The 21522-nt window shown below is 57.1% G+C and carries 20 protein-coding genes; 9 read left to right on the forward strand and 11 right to left on the reverse strand.

Features of this window, described 5'->3' with window-relative positions; translation table 11 throughout:
- Positions 1-5: 5 nt before the first annotated feature.
- Entirely contained in the window at positions 6-992 is a 987-nt protein-coding gene (gene cobS / locus ACEWL3_RS04755) for a cobaltochelatase subunit CobS (RefSeq protein WP_386179664.1), read from the reverse strand.
- A 272-nt stretch (positions 993-1264) separates the two neighbouring features.
- The gene (locus ACEWL3_RS04760; RefSeq protein WP_386179668.1) at positions 1265-1891 is read right to left on the reverse strand and encodes a J domain-containing protein; all 627 of its coding nucleotides are present in this window, start codon (positions 1889-1891) and stop codon (positions 1265-1267) included.
- A 74-nt stretch (positions 1892-1965) separates the two neighbouring features.
- Between ACEWL3_RS04760 and ACEWL3_RS04765 the strand changes: the two genes are divergently transcribed.
- Positions 1966-2238, forward strand: a complete 273-nt coding sequence (locus ACEWL3_RS04765; RefSeq protein ID WP_386179671.1) for a BolA family protein — start codon at positions 1966-1968, stop codon at positions 2236-2238.
- A gap of 9 nt (positions 2239-2247) precedes the next feature.
- Here the strand turns inward: ACEWL3_RS04765 and ACEWL3_RS04770 are convergent, their stop codons facing one another.
- The 3 genes from ACEWL3_RS04770 to ACEWL3_RS04780 all read right to left on the reverse strand — a co-directional run bounded on the left by ACEWL3_RS04770 (position 2248) and on the right by ACEWL3_RS04780 (position 5800).
- Positions 2248-2778 carry a DUF4177 domain-containing protein gene (locus ACEWL3_RS04770; protein ID WP_386179674.1) on the reverse strand — a complete coding sequence of 177 codons (531 nt, stop codon included), beginning with the start codon at positions 2776-2778 and terminating at the stop codon, positions 2248-2250.
- Positions 2779-2853: 75 nt separating this feature from the next.
- Positions 2854-4365, reverse strand: a complete 1512-nt coding sequence (gene gatB, locus ACEWL3_RS04775; protein WP_386179677.1) for an Asp-tRNA(Asn)/Glu-tRNA(Gln) amidotransferase subunit GatB — start codon at positions 4363-4365, stop codon at positions 2854-2856.
- A 130-nt stretch (positions 4366-4495) separates the two neighbouring features.
- Positions 4496-5800 (reverse strand): hypothetical protein, encoded by a 1305-nt coding sequence (locus ACEWL3_RS04780; protein ID WP_386179680.1) that lies wholly within the window; start codon positions 5798-5800, stop codon positions 4496-4498.
- A gap of 372 nt (positions 5801-6172) precedes the next feature.
- Here ACEWL3_RS04780 and ACEWL3_RS04785 point away from each other — a divergent pair, with 372 nt between their 5' ends.
- A complete protein-coding gene (locus ACEWL3_RS04785; protein ID WP_435000533.1) occupies positions 6173-6895 on the forward strand; it encodes a transglycosylase SLT domain-containing protein in 723 nt (240 codons plus the stop codon).
- Between the two features lie 7 nt (positions 6896-6902).
- Here ACEWL3_RS04785 and ACEWL3_RS04790 read toward each other — a convergent pair whose 3' ends face one another.
- Genes ACEWL3_RS04790 through pepN form a run of 3 tightly spaced genes read right to left on the reverse strand, consistent with a single transcriptional unit; the run spans position 6903 to position 10420 of the window.
- Positions 6903-7337, reverse strand: coding sequence for a hypothetical protein (locus tag ACEWL3_RS04790; RefSeq protein WP_386179686.1), 435 nt, complete (start codon positions 7335-7337; stop codon positions 6903-6905).
- Positions 7334-7864: a hypothetical protein gene (locus tag ACEWL3_RS04795; protein WP_386179689.1), complete on the reverse strand. Its 531-nt coding sequence runs from the start codon at positions 7862-7864 to the stop codon at positions 7334-7336. Before ACEWL3_RS04795 ends, ACEWL3_RS04790 begins: the two co-directional genes overlap by 4 nt.
- Positions 7865-7867: 3 nt before the next feature.
- Positions 7868-10420: an aminopeptidase N gene (pepN, locus tag ACEWL3_RS04800; protein ID WP_386179691.1), complete on the reverse strand. Its 2553-nt coding sequence runs from the start codon at positions 10418-10420 to the stop codon at positions 7868-7870.
- Positions 10421-10527: 107 nt separating this feature from the next.
- On the opposite strand from pepN, the gene ACEWL3_RS04805 reads away from it, so the two are divergent.
- The 4 genes from ACEWL3_RS04805 (at position 10528) to ACEWL3_RS04820 (ending at position 14447) form a co-directional block, all read left to right on the forward strand.
- Entirely contained in the window at positions 10528-10725 is a 198-nt protein-coding gene (locus tag ACEWL3_RS04805) for a hypothetical protein (protein ID WP_114879080.1), read from the forward strand.
- Between the two features lie 212 nt (positions 10726-10937).
- Positions 10938-13088: a malate synthase G gene (locus tag ACEWL3_RS04810; protein ID WP_386179695.1), complete on the forward strand. Its 2151-nt coding sequence runs from the start codon at positions 10938-10940 to the stop codon at positions 13086-13088.
- Positions 13089-13175: 87 nt separating this feature from the next.
- Positions 13176-13601 (forward strand): GlcG/HbpS family heme-binding protein, encoded by a 426-nt coding sequence (locus ACEWL3_RS04815; RefSeq protein ID WP_386179697.1) that lies wholly within the window; start codon positions 13176-13178, stop codon positions 13599-13601.
- Between the two features lie 69 nt (positions 13602-13670).
- Positions 13671-14447, forward strand: coding sequence for a gamma-glutamyl-gamma-aminobutyrate hydrolase family protein (locus tag ACEWL3_RS04820; RefSeq protein ID WP_386179700.1), 777 nt, complete (start codon positions 13671-13673; stop codon positions 14445-14447).
- Positions 14448-14470: 23 nt separating this feature from the next.
- On the opposite strand, the gene ACEWL3_RS04825 is transcribed toward ACEWL3_RS04820, so the two are convergent.
- Both ACEWL3_RS04825 and ACEWL3_RS04830 read right to left on the reverse strand, forming a co-directional pair.
- A complete protein-coding gene (locus tag ACEWL3_RS04825) occupies positions 14471-15040 on the reverse strand; it encodes an REP-associated tyrosine transposase (RefSeq protein ID WP_435000534.1) in 570 nt (189 codons plus the stop codon).
- A 70-nt stretch (positions 15041-15110) separates the two neighbouring features.
- Positions 15111-15863, reverse strand: a complete 753-nt coding sequence (locus ACEWL3_RS04830) for an SDR family NAD(P)-dependent oxidoreductase (RefSeq protein ID WP_386179706.1) — start codon at positions 15861-15863, stop codon at positions 15111-15113.
- Between the two features lie 228 nt (positions 15864-16091).
- Here ACEWL3_RS04830 and ACEWL3_RS04835 point away from each other — a divergent pair, with 228 nt between their 5' ends.
- The 3 genes from ACEWL3_RS04835 (at position 16092) to ACEWL3_RS04845 (ending at position 20021) form a co-directional block, all read left to right on the forward strand.
- The gene (locus ACEWL3_RS04835) at positions 16092-16802 is read left to right on the forward strand and encodes a porin (protein ID WP_386179709.1); all 711 of its coding nucleotides are present in this window, start codon (positions 16092-16094) and stop codon (positions 16800-16802) included.
- 181 nt (positions 16803-16983) lie between these two features.
- Positions 16984-18558 carry a Re/Si-specific NAD(P)(+) transhydrogenase subunit alpha gene (locus ACEWL3_RS04840; protein ID WP_386179712.1) on the forward strand — a complete coding sequence of 525 codons (1575 nt, stop codon included), beginning with the start codon at positions 16984-16986 and terminating at the stop codon, positions 18556-18558.
- Between the two features lie 14 nt (positions 18559-18572).
- The gene (locus ACEWL3_RS04845; RefSeq protein ID WP_386179715.1) at positions 18573-20021 is read left to right on the forward strand and encodes an NAD(P)(+) transhydrogenase (Re/Si-specific) subunit beta; all 1449 of its coding nucleotides are present in this window, start codon (positions 18573-18575) and stop codon (positions 20019-20021) included.
- Positions 20022-20098: 77 nt separating this feature from the next.
- Here the strand turns inward: ACEWL3_RS04845 and ACEWL3_RS04850 are convergent, their stop codons facing one another.
- Entirely contained in the window at positions 20099-21412 is a 1314-nt protein-coding gene (locus tag ACEWL3_RS04850) for an MATE family efflux transporter (RefSeq protein WP_386180478.1), read from the reverse strand.
- Between the last annotated feature and the right edge of the window lie 110 nt (positions 21413-21522).

Here is a 21522-nt window from a genome sequence, read left to right on the forward strand (position 1 = left end):
CGTGTTCACCCCAAACTCGCACTCGCAGCACTCTCTGGCAATTCCTCATCGAACAAGCGCTGATAGAACTCGGCAACCGTCTGACGTTCCAGTTCGTCACATTTGTTCAGGAACGATAGCCTAAAGGCATAGCCGACGTTACGGAAAATCTCGGCATTCTGCGCCCACGAGATGACCGTCCGTGGCGACATCACAGTTGACAGCTCGCCATTCATGAACGCCGTGCGGGACAGGTCCGCGACGGTGACCATCTGTTTGATGGTCCTGCGGCCCTTGTCGGTGTTGTAATGCGGGTTTTTGGACAGCACGATGGCAACCTCGGCATCAATCGACAGATAGTTGAGCGTCGCCACCAGTGACCAGCGGTCCATCTGACCTTGGTTGATCTGCTGGGTGCCGTGGTAAAGTCCGGTTGTGTCACCCAGACCCACGGTATTGGCGGTTGCAAAAATGCGGAAATAGGGATGCGGCGTGATCACCTTGTTCTGGTCCAGCAATGTCAGCTTGCCGTCCGTTTCCAGCACGCGCTGGATGACGAACATCACATCGGCGCGGCCTGCGTCATATTCATCAAACACAATGGCGGTGGGGTTGCGCAGCGCCCAGGGCAGGATGCCTTCCTGAAATGCCGTGACCTGCTTGCCATCCACCAGCTTGATTGCGTCTTTGCCGATCAGGTCAATCCGGCTGATGTGGCTGTCAAGGTTGACGCGCACGCAGGGCCAGTTGAGCAGGCTTGCCACCTGTTCGATGTGGGTCGATTTGCCCGTCCCGTGGTAACCTTGGATCATGACGCGGCGGTTGTGCGTGAACCCGGCTAAAATGGCCAATGTGGTATCGGGATCAAACTTGTAGGTGCTGTCCAGCGCGGGCACGCGGTCAGAGCGATCGGCAAAGCGTTTGACCACCATGTCAGAATCGATGCCAAAGACGTCACGAACGGAAATCTCTTCGGTTGGTCTTGCGTTGATGTCCAGTGCGCCGTCGTCCATGCCGTATCTTCCTTTTACCCCATGCGCCGCGACTTTGCGACGCGCGTATCTGGTGCAACATATCTTGGTGAGGCGCAAGGGAAAGAGGCAACTGGTATCATCCGGTGTGGCCAGTCATCGGCGCGCTGGAAAAACGTCCCTTTTGTGCGCAAATGCCGCACTAAGGCGTCCGATCTTTGGTCGAACGCCCGGTGGCAGTGCTCACAGCAGTGCGCGGAACCAAAAACGGGGGCGTATCTTGCCGCCCAGCGGTGCCGGGCGGGTCCATAAACTTAGTCTTTGAAGTTGCGGCTGCCTTTGATCTGGTCCCATGCCCAGACGACTTGCTGCAATTGCTCTTCCTGGGATCGGTCGCCGCCGTTCATGTCGGGATGCAGCACTTTGATCAACAATTTATAGGCTTTGCGGATTTCCGGTTTGGTCCAGGTGTCCTTGGCTTCCAGAATTTCCAATGACCGCCGCTCCGTCGGGGGCAGGCGTCGCCCAGCCTGGGGGCCTCTGCCGGGATTTTGCGTGGCATTTGCGCCCAGCACCTGATGCGGGTCCTCAATGCCAAGCCGCGCCCAAGCCCGTGCCTCAGGATCGCCCAGTGGTTTGGTCGGGCGTTCCCATACCTTGTCGCTGGACATCTGCGCGTTCAGTTCGGCCTCGGTCGTGCCGTCAAAGAAATTCCACTTGAGATTATATTCGCGCACATGGGCCTGACAGAACCAAAAGAAGTCGTCCAACACGTCTGGCGCTTTTGGCGCGCGGTATTTGCCCGCCTCGTCACACCCTGCATGATCGCAGATACGCCGAGATGTCTCTGAGGCACCGGACATGCCGCGCCTGCCGCGTGGATTTTTCTTTTTCGAAGACGACACGGACATGTCGAATCCGAAGGGATCTGCTTTTGGCATGGGTTAGACCTTTCCGACTCAGGCTGGTCACTTTAGACGCTGTGGGGCGAGATTGAAGGGGGTAGGAGAAAAAAATGTCAGTTAACAAAGGTACGGTCACCCGCGAAATTGAGGAGAAGCTGCGCGCGGCGCTTGCGCCACGTGTGTTGGAGGTTGTCGACGATAGCGAAAGTCACCGAGGGCATGGCGGATATCGCGAGGGCGGTGAAAGCCATTTCAACGTGATGATCCGTGCCGATCATTTCAAGGGGTTAAGCCGGGTCGCGCGGCACCGTGCGGTGCATGCGGCACTCGGTCCGGACCTCATGGCGCGCATTCATGCCCTTGCACTTGATCTAGATGTTTAAGAACGTCGCCTAATTACTTGATTTTCCAGAGTCTCGCACCGCTGCAAGATTGGTGAGCGAGGCACCGACACGGTCCATGCTGCCGGTATCCTCGACGCCGTTGTCGAAAGGCTCGTCTTTTATTGGCACTGCATTTTGCTGCTGGGGATCGGCCTTGGGCGCGGCCCCTTCCTGTTTGGCCACAAGCGGTGCGACCTTTTCTGCCACGCGCGGTGTGTCCGCCTTTGCAGCAGGTGCCGCGGCGGTTTCCGGAGGTGTCTCGTCAGGTGCTGGCAGCAACTCGGGCGCAAACAACTCCGCTTCATTTTCACGCATCCGGCGGAACACCAGCACATTGCGCCACTCAGTCGTGGAGCCGGTCAGCCCCACGCGTTCCAGCGATGGCAGCGTTTCGGCGCGCTGATACTCCCAGCCATCCGCGGCCATGCCATTCATCAGTTCCTGTAACGCATGGGAAAACCGCGCCTCGGCACCTTTGATACCTTTTCCCTTAAGGCCTTTGGCGGGGGCGGGAACAACTTTGTACTCAAAACGCGGCATAAGCGGATTTCTCATATTTGGACATGACAATTGTAGCAAACGTGGCGCGATTGGGGAAGGGAGACGGTGCCTCCCTCAGCCGCCCAGCTTTTTCGCCACCAGTTCATTCACGGCCTTCGGATTGGCCTTGCCGCCCGTGGCTTTCATCACCTGACCCACGAACCAACCGGCCAGCTTTGGGTTCTCGCGGGCTTTGGCAACCTGATCGGGGTTCGCGGCAATGATCTGATCGACGGCGGCCTCAATTGCACCCGTGTCTGTGACCTGCCTCATGCCTTCGGTTTCCACAATCTCGGCGGGGTCACGGCCTGTCGTATAGCTGATCTCGAACACGTCCTTGGCGATCTTGCCCGATATCGCGTCAGAGGCGATGAGGTCGATGATGCCACCCAGATGGGCCGGGCTGACCGGGCTGTCAGCGATGTCTTTTTCGTCCTTTTTCAGGCGGCCAAAAAGCTCGTTGATCACCCAGTTCGCAGCGATCTTTCCATCGCGATCCCGCGCGACTTGCTCAAAATAGCCAGCCGAATCCAAATCCGCGGTCAGCACAGATGCGTCATAATCGCTGATGCCGAAGTCGCTGATAAAGCGCGCCTTTTTGGCGTCGGGCAGTTCGGGAAGGGTGGCGGCGATGCCATCGACCCATGCCTGTTCAATTTCCAAAGGCAGCAGATCGGGGTCCGGGAAATAGCGGTAATCATGCGCCTCTTCCTTGGACCGCATCGACCGGGTTTCCTGTTTGTCTGGATCAAACAGCCGCGTTTCCTGTACCACTTCGCCGCCCGCCTCAACGATGGCAATCTGGCGGCGGGCCTCAACCTCAATCGCTTGCTGGATAAAGCGCATGGAGTTCATGTTCTTGATCTCGCAGCGGGTGCCGAGGTGCGAGAAGTCCTGAGATTCGTGATACTTTTCGTACTGGCCGGGACGGCAGATAGACACGTTGACGTCCGCGCGCATCGCGCCGGACTGCATGTCGCCATTGCAGGTGCCCAAGTACCGCAAGATCTGGCGCAGTTTGGCGAGGTAGGCAGCGGCCTCTTCGGGGCCACGAATGTCGGGACGGCTGACGATTTCCATCAGGCAAACGCCGGTGCGGTTCAGATCAACAAAGGACATGTTGGGGTCCATGTCGTGAATGGATTTACCTGCGTCCTGTTCCATGTGGATGCGTTCAATACGGACCAGACGCGCGGTGCCGTCGCCCATTTCGACCAGAACTTCGCCTTCGCCCACGATGGGGTGATAAAGCTGTGAAATCTGATAGCCCTGCGGCAGGTCCGGATAAAAATAGTTCTTGCGATCAAAGGCAGATTTCAGGTTGATCTCGGCCTTGAGGCCAAGCCCGGTGCGCACAGCCTGTTCGACGCAGTATTCGTTGATGACCGGCAGCATGCCGGGCATGGCCGCGTCGACGAAAGCCACGTTCGAGTTGGGTTCGGCCCCAAATTTGGTCGAGGCACCAGAGAACAGTTTGGCATTGGACTGCACCTGCGCATGCACTTCCATGCCGATGACCAGTTCCCAATCATGCTTGGCCCCTGCAATCACACGGGGTTTCGGGGTGTCATAGGTCAGGTCAAGCATTGGTGGCCTCGCGCACGATGTGGATCAGTTGGGTCTTAGATCACGTGCCAAGGCGTCGCAAGTGGGATGAGGGTTAAGGTGCAGTCGCGGCAGTTGCCTGAAAGGGCGCTCAAGGTCAGTCGCAAGGGGTCTAGCTGGCCATCGTAACCGGGCCCGTATCGGTAAAGACGATCTTTTGACCTGATAATATTTCGCGTTGAAACAGCGTTGAGATGATGCGCATTGCGTCATCGCGGCCCGACGCCGCAAAGCGGGTGAGCGAATGAACACGCAAATTGTTGTCAAATCCGCGGGCTGCATGGGCCCAGATCATCGGATGCAATTCGGTCAGATATTCGCGCACGATCCAGCGGGCGGCATCCGCAATCTGGGTGCGGACCTGATCGGCTTCGTCATTGCCTGAAAAAGAAAGGCCGATCGCATTGGCACAATAGGCAGCCAAAAGGTTGGTGGTGTAGGGATCTGCGCGTCGATCAAGGATGTCACGCAAGCCTTCGATAAAGAATGGCAGATCCAGATTTGCGCAGGCCTGATCGTCGCAGGCAATTGCGTCAAACATCACCCAGGTATAACCGCCAGCACCCCAGATACTTTGGGTGCGTGCCGCAGTGCGCCGCGCCTCAAGCTCCAACTCGCGGTAGCTGCCGCACCAGCGTGGTAACAGGTAATTGCCCATCGCGCGCATGGATCGCGGGTTGGACGGGTTCAAATCAATCAGTTTTTCATAAAGGTCTGCGACGGTCAGTCGGCCCTGTTCAGTGCCGCCGACCAAGGCGCAACAGGTCGCGGCGAGCAGGGGGGAATCCAATGCCTGACCGCAATACGGTTTCAGGATGTCGCGCGCGCGGTCAAAGTGCGCAGAGAATGCTTCGCGGTTCTGGCTCGACAATTCTGCGTCCCACCCGGTGCCGCGCCACGCCCAGCCGATATCAATATGGGCTTGTGCCACGATCGTGGCGATGATGTAATTTCCCGGAAATTCGGATAGAATATATTCGAGCGCCTCAATGCCGGCCATCATGGGGGCCCCTTTTGGGGGTCTGCCATCCTGAAGGGCATGTTCGACAGCCAAAACCACATCAGCCCGTGCGCCAAACGCCATCAGGTCTGCAATTGGCATCGAACCTGGGGTCATTTCGCGGTTTTGATCGGCATGATAAATCATCTCTGCAAGATCGGCCCAGCGTTCTTGGCGCGCGAGGCTCTGGGCACTGCGCTGATGTTTATCGCGCAACATATCTTCTGCCGTCGGATCAGGGCAGCTGATGTTCAGAAGCGCTTCAATGGGTTGAGCGAGGTTTTGGTGCTTTGGGACGGGACGGCGGCGCAAGGAAGTGGCAAGATGGCCATCATCCAAAGTCTCAATAAAGCTATCTGACGGGTAGTCGCCTTGTTGGCTTAGCACCCTTTTGAAAAAACTGGTTAAACGATTCATAACTGAAATCCGAACTAAATACTTCACATGCCCGAGCATATGCTGGTCCATTGAGGCGCAACGGTGGCGCAGGCACGGTAATATCGCGATTTAGGCACACCTTTAACGTGCAATGACAAATGAATGCCGCATTGTCGGCGCGAATGGTTAAATAAGCTGAGCGAACTCAAATAGCGTATCGCTTTGTTTCGCCACATGCGGGTGGTTGAGTGAATCGCTTGCAAAATTCCTACGAGAACGTTTAAATTATAGGTGATGAAACATGTTCTTTGGGGGGGGGCGCTGGCTTTGTTGTCGGCGTCGGTTGCTGCGGAAACGCCAAGAAGCGTTCGCTCGTCCGGGAATCATGCGCAAATATCACAACCTTTGATTGTGTCGGAGTCTGACGAACTAGCCAAATCGACCGTCGCCGTGGATGATGTCGCGTTGGCTGGAAAAAAGGCCATTTTGATGTCGCCGGACCACCCTTTGACATTGGCGTCACGGGACGATGCCCCCGCTGAACGGACTGTCCAAGTGCCAAGGTTTTACACGGATGTCCGCCCTCCGGCGCGCAGCGCATTTTTACCGCGCACAAGGTGGCAACACATGGGCGGACATGAGGTTTGGACGCGCGCTGCCCTTTCTGCGCTCAAAGCGCATGGCAAGCCTCTGGTGGATCTGGTGCCCGGTGATATTGAAATGTGGTGTCCTGCATACAAGACCGCCACAGATCAGACACGCGGTGCGTTCTGGGTTGGGTTCCTGTCCGCTTTGGCCAAACACGAAAGTACGTACAAGCCTTGGGCCGTGGGCGGCGGTGGCCGTTGGTATGGATTATTGCAAATTCTACCAGGCACTGCGCGGGGGTATAAATGCAACGTAGGAACGGGCCAGGCGCTCAAGAATGGTGCCGCAAATTTAAGCTGTGCCGTGCGTATTATGGCTGTAACCGTGCCGCGGGATGGGGTGATCTTTGGTCGGGGCGGGCGTGGTGTTGCCGCCGATTGGGGCCCGATGCGCAGTGCAGCCAAGCGTCGGGACATGGCAGGGTGGTTGCGCGGGCAGAACTACTGCAAACCCGTCAATGCAACCCGGCCCAAAGAGCGCCCGTAGTCCTTTATCATTGCAACAGCTGAAAATGGTGCCTCTGGGTTTTCACCCCGCGGGTTTCTAACGCGTCCTGGAATGCCTGATGTGGTGGGGTCGATTCAAATGGCAACCTTATCTTGCGCCCTGTGGTCAATACTGCCGTAACCCGCACCGAAAAATCGAGCCGCGTATCAAGGCGAATGTGATCAATCTCGGACAGTTCCAGTGTCCCGTTTCGGCGGCCGGAGAACCAACTGAGGGTCTGGTTGTTCAGCGTAAGCCCGCTGAGCGGATTGCGGATCAGGTCAGAGACGGCGGGCAGGGTGAAGGCCGCCAGAAAAGCCACGATCCACAGTGCCGCATCCAACCAGATCCAAGCAGCCACGAGTGCCACCCAGATGCTGACCACAATCAGCAGGGTTTTGCGGCTGCGCGCCTGTTGGTCAAAAACAAAGGGTGCCGTCATTTCAGCCGAAAGACCCGTGCCAGATCGCTAAGCGCTTCGGATTGGCGGGTGCTTGGACCGCCTGCGCTGGTGTGGGTCATGTCGTTCAGAATTGCCATCAGATCATCGAAATAAGATGCGCCATCCATTTTGTGCAGCTTTTTCGCCAGACGGGGAAACGCCTGAACCGGCCCGTGGCATTCCTCGACAAACCAGCGGCCCAGAATGGCAATTTCCTGCGCTGTATCTGCATCAAGGTTCAAATGCTTGCGCATTGAGATATCCATCTGGGCCCGCGCATCTGTTGTCGGCAGGTCGTCCATCTCAAGAAATGCCACCGCAAGCCCGCCGATGGCGAGTTTGGGATCGTCAATGCCCTCAACCGGGTGCTGGTTGGCCCGGCGGCGAAACCCAAAGCGGCGTGCGGCGTTTTTCACGTCACCGGCGGCATCCATCAATTCTCCGGCAATTTCGGTACCCCGTTTGACACGGTTCATCCAAAAATAGGCGGTGATGCCCATGCCGATCAGGGCAATGAGAATCGGCATGGTCTACGCGCCCCTGATGCGGGTCAGCATTTCAGTGGTGTCGGGGCTCAGGTTCGGTGTCGCAAGGATGCGGTCCAGTTGCGTTGCGATCTTTGCCTGCCGGTCAGCATCATAACGTGCCCATGTCTGAAATGCCGAGCACATGCGCGCTGTGGTTTGCGGGTTGACGGGATCAAGACGGATCAACCAGTCGGCCAGCAGGGTATAGCCCTTGCCGCTCGCGTGGTGGAACCCGGCATGATGCATGGCCAGCGCGCCCAGAACGGCGCGGAAACGGTTTGGGTTCTTCCAGTTGAAGTCGGGGTGCCGGGTCAAGGCATCAGCAACATCAGCGGCGTCCCGGGGTTCCGCTTCAAGCACCTGCAGACCGAACCATTTGTCCATGACCAGCCGGTCGTCCTTCCATTGCGTCTCAAACGCCTGCAACAGCCCGTCGCCCTGGCCGGCGCGCAGCGCGCAGGCGAGAGCGGAGAGTTGTAGCGTCATATTATCGGCAGCTTTGTATTGCCGCGCTGCCAGTTCCGCGCCCTCGCGACGACTGATCAAGCTGAGCATGGCCCCTGCCAGCGCCCGCTTGCCCGATTGTTCTGCATCGGGACGATAGGTGCCCTCAACTTGATGCGCGTCATAGAGAATGCGCAAGTCGTCACCCAGATGGCGGGCAAGGACGTCTCGGAGGCTTTCGAGGGCATCGTAGATTGCTGCCGGGTCTGGTGTTTCGCCTGCATCGTGAAGGGCTGTGGCAAGGTCAGAATCGCTGGGCAGCCCCAGCATCAGCGCACGGTAGGCAGGGTCGAGCGTGCCATCGGTCACGACATTACGCAGCCCGTCAAGGTATCGGTCGGCGGGCGTAGTGCCTGTTCGGATGATTGCCAGAAGCGCCTGCCGGGCGAGTGTGCGACCTTGTTCCCAGCGGTTGAAGGGGTCCGTATCATGGGCAAGCAAATGCGCTCGGTCCGCGTCGCTGAGTGGCTGATCCAGTACAACAGGCGCAGAAAAGCCGCGCAGGATCGATGCAACTGGCGCGGCGTCCAACCCGTCAAAGGTGAAGCTCTGCTCGGCTTTTGTCATCTCAAGAATGCCTGTTGGTACGACTTCAGTGCCACCTTGGGCAATAAGCCCCACGGAAATTGGAATGACATACGGCTGCGGATCGGGCGTTGCTGTGCTGGGCGGTGTGGACTGGGTGAACGCCAGCGTCAGGGTGCCGTTCTCAAAGCTTTCTTTCACAGACAGCCGTGGCGTTCCGGCCTGTGAATACCAGCGTTTGAATTGTGTAAGGTCACGACCCGTGGTGTCCTCAAATACCTTGAGCCAATCCTCGATTGTGGCTGCATCGCCGTCATGGCGGTCAAAATAGAGGTCAAGCGCCTGTGCATAAGCCCCATCCCCGACCAGCCGTTTGAGCATGCCAATAACCTCGGCCCCTTTTTCATAAACGGTGGCCGTGTAGAAATTGTTGATCTCCTGAAAGCTTTCTGGCCGGACAGGGTGCGCCAATGGTCCTTGATCTTCGGCAAACTGACGACCGCGCAGATCGATTACATCCGAGATACGCTTGACCGGGGCTGACCGCATATCCGAGGTGAACTGACTGTCGCGGAAAACGGTCAGGCCTTCCTTTAGACACAACTGAAACCAGTCACGGCAGGTGATGCGGTTGCCGGTCCAGTTGTGGAAATATTCATGCGCGATGATCGCCTCGATCCGTTCAAAATTCGTGTCGGTCGAAGTTTCGGGCGAGGCCAGCACGGCAGAAGAGTTGAAAACGTTCAGCCCTTTGTTCTCCATCGCGCCCATGTTGAAGTCATCCACCGCCACGATGTTGAACAACGCCAGATCATATTCGCGGCCATAGACATCCTCGTCCCATTTCATCGACGCTTTCAGCGCTTGCATGCCAAAGGCGCATTTGCCCTCATCACCGGGGCGGACATAGAGGTTCAGTTCAACGTCGCGCCCGTTCATGGTGGTAAAATGATCGGAGTGGGCGACAAGCTCGCCGGCCACCAGCGCAAAGAGATAGGCAGGTTTGGGCCATGGGTCATGCCATTCAGCATGGTGGATTTCAGAGACCGCAAGATTGCCGTTGGACAGCAGCACAGGATGCGGGCCGTTGATGGTGACGCCAAAGGTCGCCATCACATCGGGGCGGTCGGGGTAATAGGTGATCTTGCGAAAACCTTCGGCCTCACATTGGGTGCAATACATGCCGTTCGACATATAAAGCCCCTCAAGTGCAGTGTTGCCTTTCGGATCAATCTCAACCTCGGCTTCCCAGATGAATGGCGCGTTCGGCACGGGACAGGTAAGACCCTCATCGGTCAATGTGGGGGTGACGGGGTTGCCATCGATGACTGCACTGACAAGCTTGAGCTTTTCTCCATGGAGAAAGAACGTGCTGTCCTTGGCATCGGGATTGGGGCGAAACGCGATGCGGCTTTTGACGCGGGTGTGATGGGGGTCCAGATCAAAGGTCAGCTTGACATCATCAACTACGAAGCCAAATGGGGAATAATCGGCCAGATAAATGGTATGGGGGGCAGCATCACGCATCGCGGAACCTCAACTTGGAACGAACTTGTTGGTCATACGTTATGTCCGTAGCAATGGACCCGCAAGCAGGGTTCCCAATTGAATGAAACACGATAAAGGAGAAGAATATGTCAGCTCCCGATACGAACGTTGAAAAGCAAAAGGACCGTCACAAGGCCCCGCTACTGGGGATGAAAGGTGTGATCGTTTTCGCCGCCCTGATGCTTATCGGTCTGGTTTTCTACACCGTCCTGCAAAGCGACGAGGCAGAGACCGAAGCGGTGATCGAAAGCACACCGACTGTGGATACGACTGTCGGCAACTAAGCATCTTGCGATGACCAAAGACAGGTGCGGGGCCATTGGCCGCCGCACTTTCTTTTATGTACCAATGACAGAAGCGGCAGTGCTGAGCAGCCCAATTCACCTTGCATCCAAAAATTGGTAATAAAATTTTACCAGTTCTGCTTGATCATCGAAAACTTTCTGGGTAAGCCTTCGCTAAGGCTGGCTTTTACGAGATGTCCGAGGGGCGAATAATGACAAGAGTTGATAAAGATGGCTTGCAGGTTGATCTGCAGCTTGCTGATTTCCTGGAGAAAAAGGCCCTTCCCGGGACAGGTGTTGCCGCAGACGTCTTTTGGACGCAGTTTTCCAAACTTGTCCACGAGCTGGGCCCCAAAAATCTCGCTCTGCTGGCCAAACGAGAATACATCCAAAAGCAGGTCGACAGCTGGCACGTGCAGCACAGGGGTCTGGATCATGATGCGGAAAGCTACACCGCGTTTCTACGTGAGATCGGCTATCTGATGCCCGAAGGACCGGCGTTTGAGATTGAAACCGAAAACGTAGATCCCGAGATTGCACAGGTGCCAGGGCCACAGCTTGTTGTTCCGATCACGAATGCGCGCTTTGCGCTGAATGCGGCGAACGCCCGCTGGGGCAGTCTTTATGATGCGCTTTATGGGACTGATGCGCTGGGCGATCTGCCCAGCGGCAAAGGGTATGATGCGGCACGCGGTTTGCGGGTCGTTGCAAAAGCAAAGGCGTTTCTCGACGAGGTGGCACCGTTAGCCGTTGGGTCACATGTGTCTGCTGAAGGATACCGGATCGAGGGCGGCACATTGATTGCCGCTGTGGGGGACGGTGTTCCGCTTGCTGATACTTCACAGTTTGTAGGATTTCAGGGGGCTGCCGCAGCGCCAACAAATATTTTGTTGAAAAACAATGGGCTGCACATCGATATTCATGTGAACTCTGATCATCCTATCGGCAAAGACGATCCTGCCCATGTCTCAGACATCACGCTGGAATCAGCGATGTCCACGATCATGGATTGCGAAGACAGCGTCGCGGCCGTCGATGCCGAAGACAAGGTTGTGGCCTACAGCAACTGGCTGGGCCTCATGAAAGGCGATCTGACGGAAACCTTTGAAAAGGGCGGAAAAACCCTGACGCGGGTTATGAACACCGATCGCGTGTATGAAGGACCGGACGGTGATACGGTGACGCTCAAGGGGCGGTCGCTGATGTTGATCCGAAATGTCGGGCATTTGATGACGAACACGGCAGTGCTGGACCGGGATGGGGCGGAAGTCGGCGAAGGTCTGATGGATGCAATGATCACCACACTGATTGCGATGCACGATTTGCAGCGCGAGGGCGGCAATTCGGTCACAGGCAGCGTCTATGTCGTAAAACCAAAAATGCATGGTCCCGAAGAGGTTGCCTTTGCTGACGAGATTTTCACGCATGTCGAGGCTGCATTGGGACTACCAAAGAACACGGTCAAGCTGGGTATCATGGACGAAGAACGGCGGACTTCGGCCAATCTGGCTGAATGCATTCGCGCCGCAAAACATCGGGTAGCGTTTATCAACACAGGATTTCTGGACCGGACGGGGGATGAAATTCATACTTCGATGGAAGCCGGACCGATGGTGCCGAAAGGCGACATGAAAAATACTGCATGGATTGCTGCCTATGAGGATCGCAATGTCGATATCGGCCTTGCCTGCGGGTTACAGGGGCGGGCGCAGATCGGCAAAGGTATGTGGGCGATGCCCGATCTTATGGAAGACATGCTGAAAACCAAGATCGGCCACCCAAAGTCCGGTGCCAATTGCGCCTGGGTGCCATCGCCAACTGCGGCCACATTGCACGCCACGCATTACCACCAGGTTGACGTGCTGGCCCGTCAGGAAGAGATCAAAGAGGGCGGTGCGCGTGGCACATTGGCGGATCTGCTGACGATACCCGTGATGGCCGGACGCAACCTTTCTGAGGCCGAAATTACCCGCGAGATCGAAAATAACGCCCAAGGCATTCTGGGTTATGTGGTGCGCTGGATTGATCAGGGTGTGGGGTGCTCCAAGGTGCCCGACATCCATGATGTCGCGCTGATGGAAGACCGCGCAACTTGCCGCATTTCGGCGCAGGCATTGGCCAATTGGCTGCATCATGGTGTGATCAGCGAAGGACAGGTAATGGCCGGACTGAAAAAGATGGCCGCAGTCGTGGACCGCCAGAATGCCGGTGATCCGCTTTATACGCCAATGGCACCGGGATTTGACGGCATCGCGTTTCAGGCGGCCTGTGATCTGGTTCTCAAGGGGCGCGAGCAGCCGTCGGGATACACTGAGCCTGTTTTGCACGCGCGGCGTCTTGAACTGAAAGCCGCAGCGGGCTGACGCTTGCCTTACCATTTTGGGTGTGAGGGTTTCTTGCCCCACACCTTTGACGCGCAGTATATCAACAGGGACATAGAGGAAATTTTCATGGCACTATCGCTCAACAAAGCCCGCACAATTATCAGGAACACCCTGAAGAAAGGCCGCGAGATGGAGCTTAAACCTCTTTCTGTTGTGGTGCTCGATGCTGGCGGCAATGTGCAGGCATTTGAGCGCGAAGATGGGGCGTCTCCCGGTCGTTTTGCGATCGCCCATGCCAAGGCATACGGTGCGGTGATGCTTGGTATGGCCGGCACCGCCCAGATGAAGCGTGCTGAAGAGCAGGCATATTTCATGGCTGCGGTTAACGGGGTTTTTGGCGGCCAGGTGATCCCGGTTCCGGGCGGTGTGTTGCTGCGCAATAAGAAGAACGAGGTCATTGGTGCCGTGGGTGTGACGGGCGATACTTCGGGCAATGACGCGATTGCGGCCATGGCGGGCATTGAGGCGGCAGGTGTCATCGGAGAGATTTAGGCGTTGCCCGGTTGAGGTGGCAGGTATCTGAGCGTATCATCTGCCAAAAAGACTGGGATAAGGTGAGTTATGGCGCGACCAATCGTCGGAATTATTGGAAATTCATATCTTTTGAATGACCAGTATCCCGTTCATGCGGGCGGGCAGATGAATTCGGATGCAATATCTGAAGTGTCAGGCTGTGTGCCCCTGATCATTCCCAGCGATCCGCGCCACGTGAGCGTGGCTGAGTTGCTGGACATCTGCGACGGTTTCTTGCTGACCGGCGGGCGACCGAATGTGCATCCCGAAGAATACGGCGAGGCGGAAACCGCAGCCCACGGCGAATTTGACCGGGCGCGTGATGCCATTGCGTTGCCGCTTGTGCGCGCCTGCGTCGAGCGGGGACAGCCGTTTTTGGGTATTTGCCGGGGCTTTCAGGAGGTGAATGTCGCCATGGGTGGCACGCTCTATCCCGAAATTCGCGATCTGCCGGGCCGGATGAACCACCGGATGCCCCCAGATGGGTCGCTGGAAGAAAAATTCGAGCTGCGCCATGATGTGACCTTTGCGCAAGGGGGCGTGTTTCATGATGTCATGGGCGCTCAGATCGTGCGCACCAATACGCTGCACGGGCAAGGTATCAAAGAACCGGGGTTGCGCATCGTGGTTGACGGGCACGCCGAGGACGGCACGCCAGAAGCGATTTACGTCAAAGGGGCGCTGGGCTTTACGCTGGCTGTGCAATGGCATCCTGAATGGGATGCGGCAAATGATCCGGTGTCTCGCCCCCTGTTTGAGCGTTTTGGCGATGCGGTTCGCGGATGGACGGCAAAGACTGACGTGCCTGCGCTCAAAGCTGTCTAATAGCATCAGGGGTGGCGATTATCTTACATGGCGCGCTGGATATCGTCGCGGTAGCGATGGGGCGGAGGCGGCGTATGATTCAATCGTGCTGCACCGTAGCCGATTGGTTCGGGTGCCACAACGCCGGTGGCCATATCACGGTGCAGTGACGTGTGGGGCCAGTCTTGCGGTGTGGCACAAAGACCCGCATGGACCGGGCTGAGGTAGATCAGATCGCGGTGGCGGGCAAAGTCCAGGCTGTCGTTGATCTGATGTTCCCAATGGCGACGTTGCCAAATGCCTTTCTCACCACGCTGGATTTGAGCGAGGTTTCGATGTGCGGGCATCGGCTGGCTACGGGAGAACCTGGATTTGAACATGCGGATGCGATTTGCATAGCCGGTTTCGCCCGTTGGCAAGGTCCAGATTGTGTGGATGACAAAGGGTAATACGCAGATTGCGTCAATCTGGAAGGTATGGCGCAGCTTTGTTTCGCGCATGGCGGTGCGCAGGTGCGTAATTTGCCGGATGAGCAGGTCACTGCTGCGGTCCGCAAGGCGGATCGTGAAAAAGAAGGTGCCACCGGGACAGCGTCTGGGAATATGTTCTGACATGAGCATGAAGGTAGCGTCTGGGTGGTTAACGCGCATTTAACGGATGCTACAGGCACCGCCCCTTATGACGTCACATTTGCCCGCCCGCAATCTCGATGCATTGGCCATTGATGCTGCCAGATCCCGGTCCAGTCAACCACGCGGCGGCGGCGGCAACTTCGCTGGTTTCAATCAGGCGTTGGTGGCGGTTGGCCTTGATCATCATGTCGCGGGCCTTTTCCTCGGTCACACCGGCACGTTCAGCGATAGAGGTTGTGTTGCGTGTCACGATGGGGGTGTCCACATAACCGGGGCAGAGTGCATTAAACGTAAAGGCTGACCCCATGTAATCCTCGCTCAGTGACCGGATCAGCCCGATCATCCCGTGCTTTGACGCAGAATAGCAGGCGGCCCCCGGCAGGCCCCGCAATCCTGCCATCGAAGAAACGGCAATGACCCGGCCCCAATCGGTCTGGCGCATGGATTTCAGGCTTTCACGGATGGTCAGAAACGTGCCATCCAGATTGGTTGCCATCATGTTGCGCCAGAAAGCCATATCGGTCTTGTGCACGGATTTACCTTCGGCGATGCCCGCGTTGGCGATGCATATCTGAACCGGACCTCGGGCCGCGACCGCGGCAGCGATGGCGTCAGTGACTCTTTGTTCATCCCGCACATCCATCGTCATGCCGGTTATCCTGTCGGTGGCGACCTCATCCAGGACGGCCTGACGCCGCCCGGTGATTGTCACCTGCGCGCCTTTGGCCGCAAGATCTTGCGCGATGGCAAGGCCGATGCCGGTCCCGCCGCCCGTGACAAGCGCGTGTTTGCCTTCCAGATACATACCTAGCCTCCCTTTGGATGCTCTGATGCTGGCCCGTGGGGGGCAAAGGTGCAAGAGATCGTTTTCAGGCGCAAGGGGCGCTCGTTCGCAATCTTGTTGTGCTTTAACGACAGTCTGGTGCGGCTGGAACAATTCCAGATTGTTCTTTTGATTTGAGAAAGATAGCATGCGCATCACGGCAACCTGAAAACAGGGCCAGTTCAAAAAACCCGTATTGGAGCAGTAAAAATGAAAATCCTTCCGCTCGCCATTTTCGGCGCAACTTCCCTGTGGATGCAGGCCGCGCATGCGGTCGAAGTCACGGGTGGCTCTATGGGGCTGTCCTACTCCGCGTTCACCGATGACACGAGCGTCAGCCGGGTTGGCATCGACGGGTCAGTTGAACTGGGTTTTAACCGGAACATCAGCGCGCAGGTCGATTTGGGATACAGTGACTTCAACACCTCGGGGCTGAATACCACCACATTGGGTCTGCACGGCATTTACCATGCTAATGACGCGACATCGTTTGGTGCGTTCTATGCCAACGAAAACGCGGATGGCGGCGGTGATGCGGACATTTACGGCATAGAGGCTGGTCATGAAGCAGGTCAGTTCGAATTTGAAGGCTACCTTGCACGGGTTGATGGGGCGGCTTCGGACGGCGACATGCTGGGTGTTATGGCGCGGTACGAATTTGCAACCGCGCTGGGCGTGACCGGTTCGTATGATTACGTTGACGTTGCCGGGTCGGATTTTTCCAAATTAGCGGTCAAATTGGACCGGGACGTGGCACCGAACGTCAACCTATATGTGGAGCTTGGCACAGCCAAGGCCAGTAGCGGTGGTCTATCTGGCACCGAACCATTTGTCGGGCTTGGCGGCAAATTCGTATTCGGCGCGGAGCGTGGGGCGACATTCGAACAACGTGGCTTTACGCGGATTTTCCCCGGTCTTTAAAGGGCCGCCCAAATCAGAGAAGTAAAAAGGCTGGAATCCATGGGTTCCGGCCATTTTTATTGTTGGCTAAGTGCCTCACATGATGTCCCCGCGTCTTGTGAAAAACGACGTGGCACGTTATCGCTGGATAGGAAAATCGTGCCACGGGGGACACGATCAGATCGATGCGGGGAATTCTGAATTGAAGATCGGAACACCAAAAGAGATTTTTGAGGGCGAAGCCCGGGTTGCAATGACGCCAGACTCAGCGCAGCAACTGCAAAAGCTGGGTCATGAGTGTGTGATCGAGACGGGCGCGGGTGCTGCGGCAGGGTTCGATGATGCGTCCTATAAAGCGGCTGGCGTTGAGGTTGTTAAAACTGCGGCGGCCCTTTGGAAAGCCGCTGATGTGGTTGCCAAGGTCCGCGCGCCGGATGCCGCAGAAATGAAAAGACTTCGCGAGGGACAGACGCTGATCTCGTTCTTCAGCCCTGTCGCCAATGAAAAAGAGATGAAGCAGGCTGCCGACAAAGGTGCCACCGTGGTTGCGATGGAGATGATCCCCCGTATCAGCCGGGCACAGAAGATGGACGCACTCAGCTCCATGGCGAACATCGCGGGCTACCGGGCTGTGATCGAGGCGGGCAATAACTTTGGCCGTTTCTTTACCGGGCAAATCACTGCGGCGGGTAAAATGCCGCCCGCAAAAGTACTTGTCGTGGGCGGCGGCGTCGCTGGTTTGGCTGCAATCGGCACATCGACATCGCTTGGTGCTATCACACTGGCGTTTGACGTGCGCCCCGAAGTGGCCGAGCAGGTTGAATCGATGGGTGCCGAATTTGTGTACCTTGATTTTGAAGAAGAGCAGGCAGATGGCTCCGCTTCTGGTGGGTATGCTTCTGTGTCGTCCCCCGAATTCCGCGAAGCACAGCTTGCCAAGTTCCGCGAATTGGCCCCTGACGTTGATATTGTTATCACAACGGCGCTGATCCCGAACCGCGAAGCGCCTGAATTGTGGACCGAAGATATGGTTGCGGCGATGAAGCCGGGATCGGTGATTGTCGATCTGGCGGCGGAAAAGGGCGGCAACTGTAAGCTAACCGTGAAGGACGAAAAGATCGTCACCAAGAACGGCGTGACCATCATCGGCTATACGGATTTCCCAAGCCGGATGGCGGCGCAGGCTTCGACGCTTTATGCCACCAACATCCGCCATCTGATGACCGATCTCACGCCAGAAAAAGACGGTGTGATCAATCACAACATGGAAGACGACGTGATCCGGGGTGCGACCATTGCGCATGACAATGCCGTCACATTTCCGCCGCCGCCCCCAAAGGTGGCGGCCATCGCAGCCCAGCCGAAAAAACCCGCTGCCAAAGAGTTGACGCCGGAAGAAAAGAAAGCGGCAGAGACGGCAGCGTTCAAGGCGGCGACCAAATCTCAGGTCACTTTGCTGGCTGTTGGCGGTGCTGTAATGCTATTGATCGGTGCCTTCGCACCGGCCAGCTTTATGCAGCACTTTATCGTGTTTGCGCTGGCCTGTTTCATCGGCTTCCAAGTGATCTGGAACGTCAGCCACGCGCTGCACACTCCGCTTATGGCGGTGACAAACGCCATTTCCGGCATCGTGATCATTGGCGCGTTGTTGCAGGTGGGGTCAGGCAGTTTCCTGGTGATCCTGCTCAGTTTCATCTCGATCCTGATTGCATCTATCAACGTGGTGGGCGGGTTCCTCGTCACGCGTCGGATGCTTGCCATGTTCCAGAAATCTTAAGGGGGTAGGGTTCCATGTTCTCACTCGGAATTACGTCTGCCGCCTATATCGCGGCATCGGTACTTTTCATTCTCAGCCTTGGTGGGTTGAGCAATCAAGAAAGCGCTAAGCGTGCTGTTTGGTACGGCATCGTCGGCATGGGCGTGGCGATCTTTGCCACGGTCTTTGGCCCCGGTGTCAGCAACGTTCTGCTGATCCTCATCGCCATTGCTGCGGGCGGCTATGCCGGTTACTATGTGGCTGGCCGCGTGCAAATGACAGAGATGCCACAACTGGTTGCGGCGCTCCATTCTTTCGTCGGCCTCGCGGCGGTCTTTATCGGCTTGAATGCCGATCTGATGCTGGGGTCTGTCGTGGCGATGCGCGACAGCGGCTTGTCGATCTATGACGCTGATCTTACGGGCTTTGGTGAAAAGCTCTGGAAAAAGGATGCGGTGGAAATTGCGATCCTCAAAGTTGAGGTGTTCCTGGGCATCTTCATTGGTGCGGTGACGTTCACCGGCTCGGTCATTGCCTTTGGCAAACTGGCGGGCAAGGTCGATGGGAAGCCAACGCAATTGCCGGGCGGTCACATGCTCAATGCCGCGGCCTTGATCGTCGCGCTGATCCTGGGCGTCATGTACTTTAACGGTTCTGGCATCTGGACAATGGTGCTGGTCACGCTGATTGCCGGTTTTATCGGCTGGCATCTGATCCTTGGTATTGGCGGCGCGGACATGCCTGTCGTCGTCTCGATGCTCAACAGCTATTCAGGCTGGGCGGCGGCGGCGATTGGTTTCACGCTTGGCAACGATTTGTTGATTGTCACCGGCGCGCTGGTTGGCTCGTCTGGTGCGATCCTCAGCTACATCATGTGCAAAGCGATGAACCGCAAGTTCATCAACGTGATCCTTGGCGGCTTTGGCGGGACAAAAGGCCCGCAGATGGAAGTCGAAGGGGAACAGATCGCCATCGAAGCGGATGGTGTGGCCGCAGCGTTGAACGATGCTGAATCGGTTATCATCATTCCGGGTTATGGCATGGCGGTGGCGCAGGCGCAGCAAGCGGTCAGCGAGTTGGTCAAGAAACTGCGTGCACGGGGCAAAAATGTGCGGTTCGCCATTCACCCCGTTGCCGGGCGTCTGCCCGGTCACATGAACGTGCTCTTGGCCGAGGCGAAGGTGCCTTATGATATCGTGATGGAAATGGACGAGATCAACGACGATTTCCCCAAGACGGACGTTGCCATTGTGATCGGTTCCAACGACATCGTGAATCCGGCCGCACAGGACGACCCCAACAGCCCGATTGCCGGTATGCCGGTGCTGGAGTGCTGGAAGGCGAAAACGGTTTTCGTGTCGAAACGCGGGCAGGGGACGGGCTATTCCGGGATCGAAAACCCGCTGTTCTTTAAAGAGAACACACGAATGTTTTACGGCGATGCCAAGGCCAGCCTTGATAAGCTGATCCCGCTGATCGACTGACTAAGGCGGCGGACCTTGGGTCCGTCGTGTTTGAGACAGGGAAAAGGCGGGCCTTTCGAGGCCCGCCTTTTTTCATGTTAACCGGGCAAGGCACGACGTGGCGCATCTACAAGCCAGGATTCCAGCGCCAGCAGCCCGGTCGCACGCGTCGCGACAAGGCCACCCCAGGCCCCAAGCACATTGGCGACCACCGCAGCCCCCACAATCCCTGGATAGCCAAACGTCAACGCGCCAATCCACGCCAAAGGCAAGTAGAGCACAAAGATGCGCCCCAGGCTGAGCGACATGGACCACAGCGCCTTGTCGCGTGCATTCATCGCCGCATTGGCAGTGATCACAATGCCGTAGCCAAACAAAGACAGACCAACATAGCGCAGGTAGGTGGCGGCATATGCCGCGTCCTCTGCGCTGGCTGCGATCAGGTCTGCGATGGGCGTGGCGAAAAGGCCCAACACCACAGCCACAAGGGCCCCGTACCCAAGACAAAACCAAAACGCATGACCAACGCCTTTTTGTGCGCGGTCCTTGGCATCTGCACCCCAGTTCTGCCCAACCACTGGCCCGATCCCTGCAGATAACGCCAAGAGCGGCACAAGGGCCATGGATTGGACCCGCGTTGCGGCACCAAAGCCTGCCACAGCGGTTTCTCCGATGGTCGCGACGGCAGCCGTCACAAGCGCCATTCCAGCGGGATTGATCGCGTTGGAAAAGGCAGCGGGCAAGCCGACATTCAGGATATTGCGGGCGGATGCAACCGCCCCATCCAGCAGCTTGCCACACCAGCCAAGCAGGCCGCGCCGCCAGGCGATCCAAAGGGCGAGGGCAGCAGCAATAATGCGCCCAATCAATGTGGCGATCGCAGCCCCCTGAACGCCCAGCTCCGGCAACCCCCAAAGCCCAAATATTAACAGGGGGTTCAGGCCAACGTTGACCACCGCTGCAAGCACCATGATCCAGGCGGATGTAATGCTGTCTCCGTGGGCGCGAAAGACTGCATTGGTGATCATCATTGTCACCAGGAAAGGAAAGCTCAGTGCCCAAAAGGGCATGTATTCAGCAATCTTGCCGCTGACCTCTTCACCCGCACCTAAAGCGTAGAAAATCCAAGGATAGCAAAGCGAAACCAACCCTGCCGCCAGCAAAGACAGGCCAAGCCCGAGGCCAATGCCATGCAATCCCAACCGGCGCGTGTCCTCGTCACCGTCGCCGCGACCGACCCCTTGGCTAAGTGCGGCATTGGCACCGGCACTTAACCCGATTGACAGGGACGTGACGGCCGTTGTGACCGGATAGATGAACCCGACTGCGGCGAGGGCCGTGCCGCCAATCTGTCCCAGAAAATAAGCATCAGCCAACCCGACGCTCAGCACCGCAAAAATGCCAAAACTCATTGGCGCGGACATCGCCGCCAGGGCGCGCCACACAGGTCCTTGGGTCAAATCCCGACTTTTATCTTGATCAGCGTCATCGGTTTTCGGGTCAGACAAGGCGGTATCCTTTC

This window comes from Sulfitobacter sediminivivens (assembly GCF_042611115.2).
In the GTDB taxonomy this organism is placed as follows: domain Bacteria; phylum Pseudomonadota; class Alphaproteobacteria; order Rhodobacterales; family Rhodobacteraceae; genus Sulfitobacter; species Sulfitobacter sediminivivens.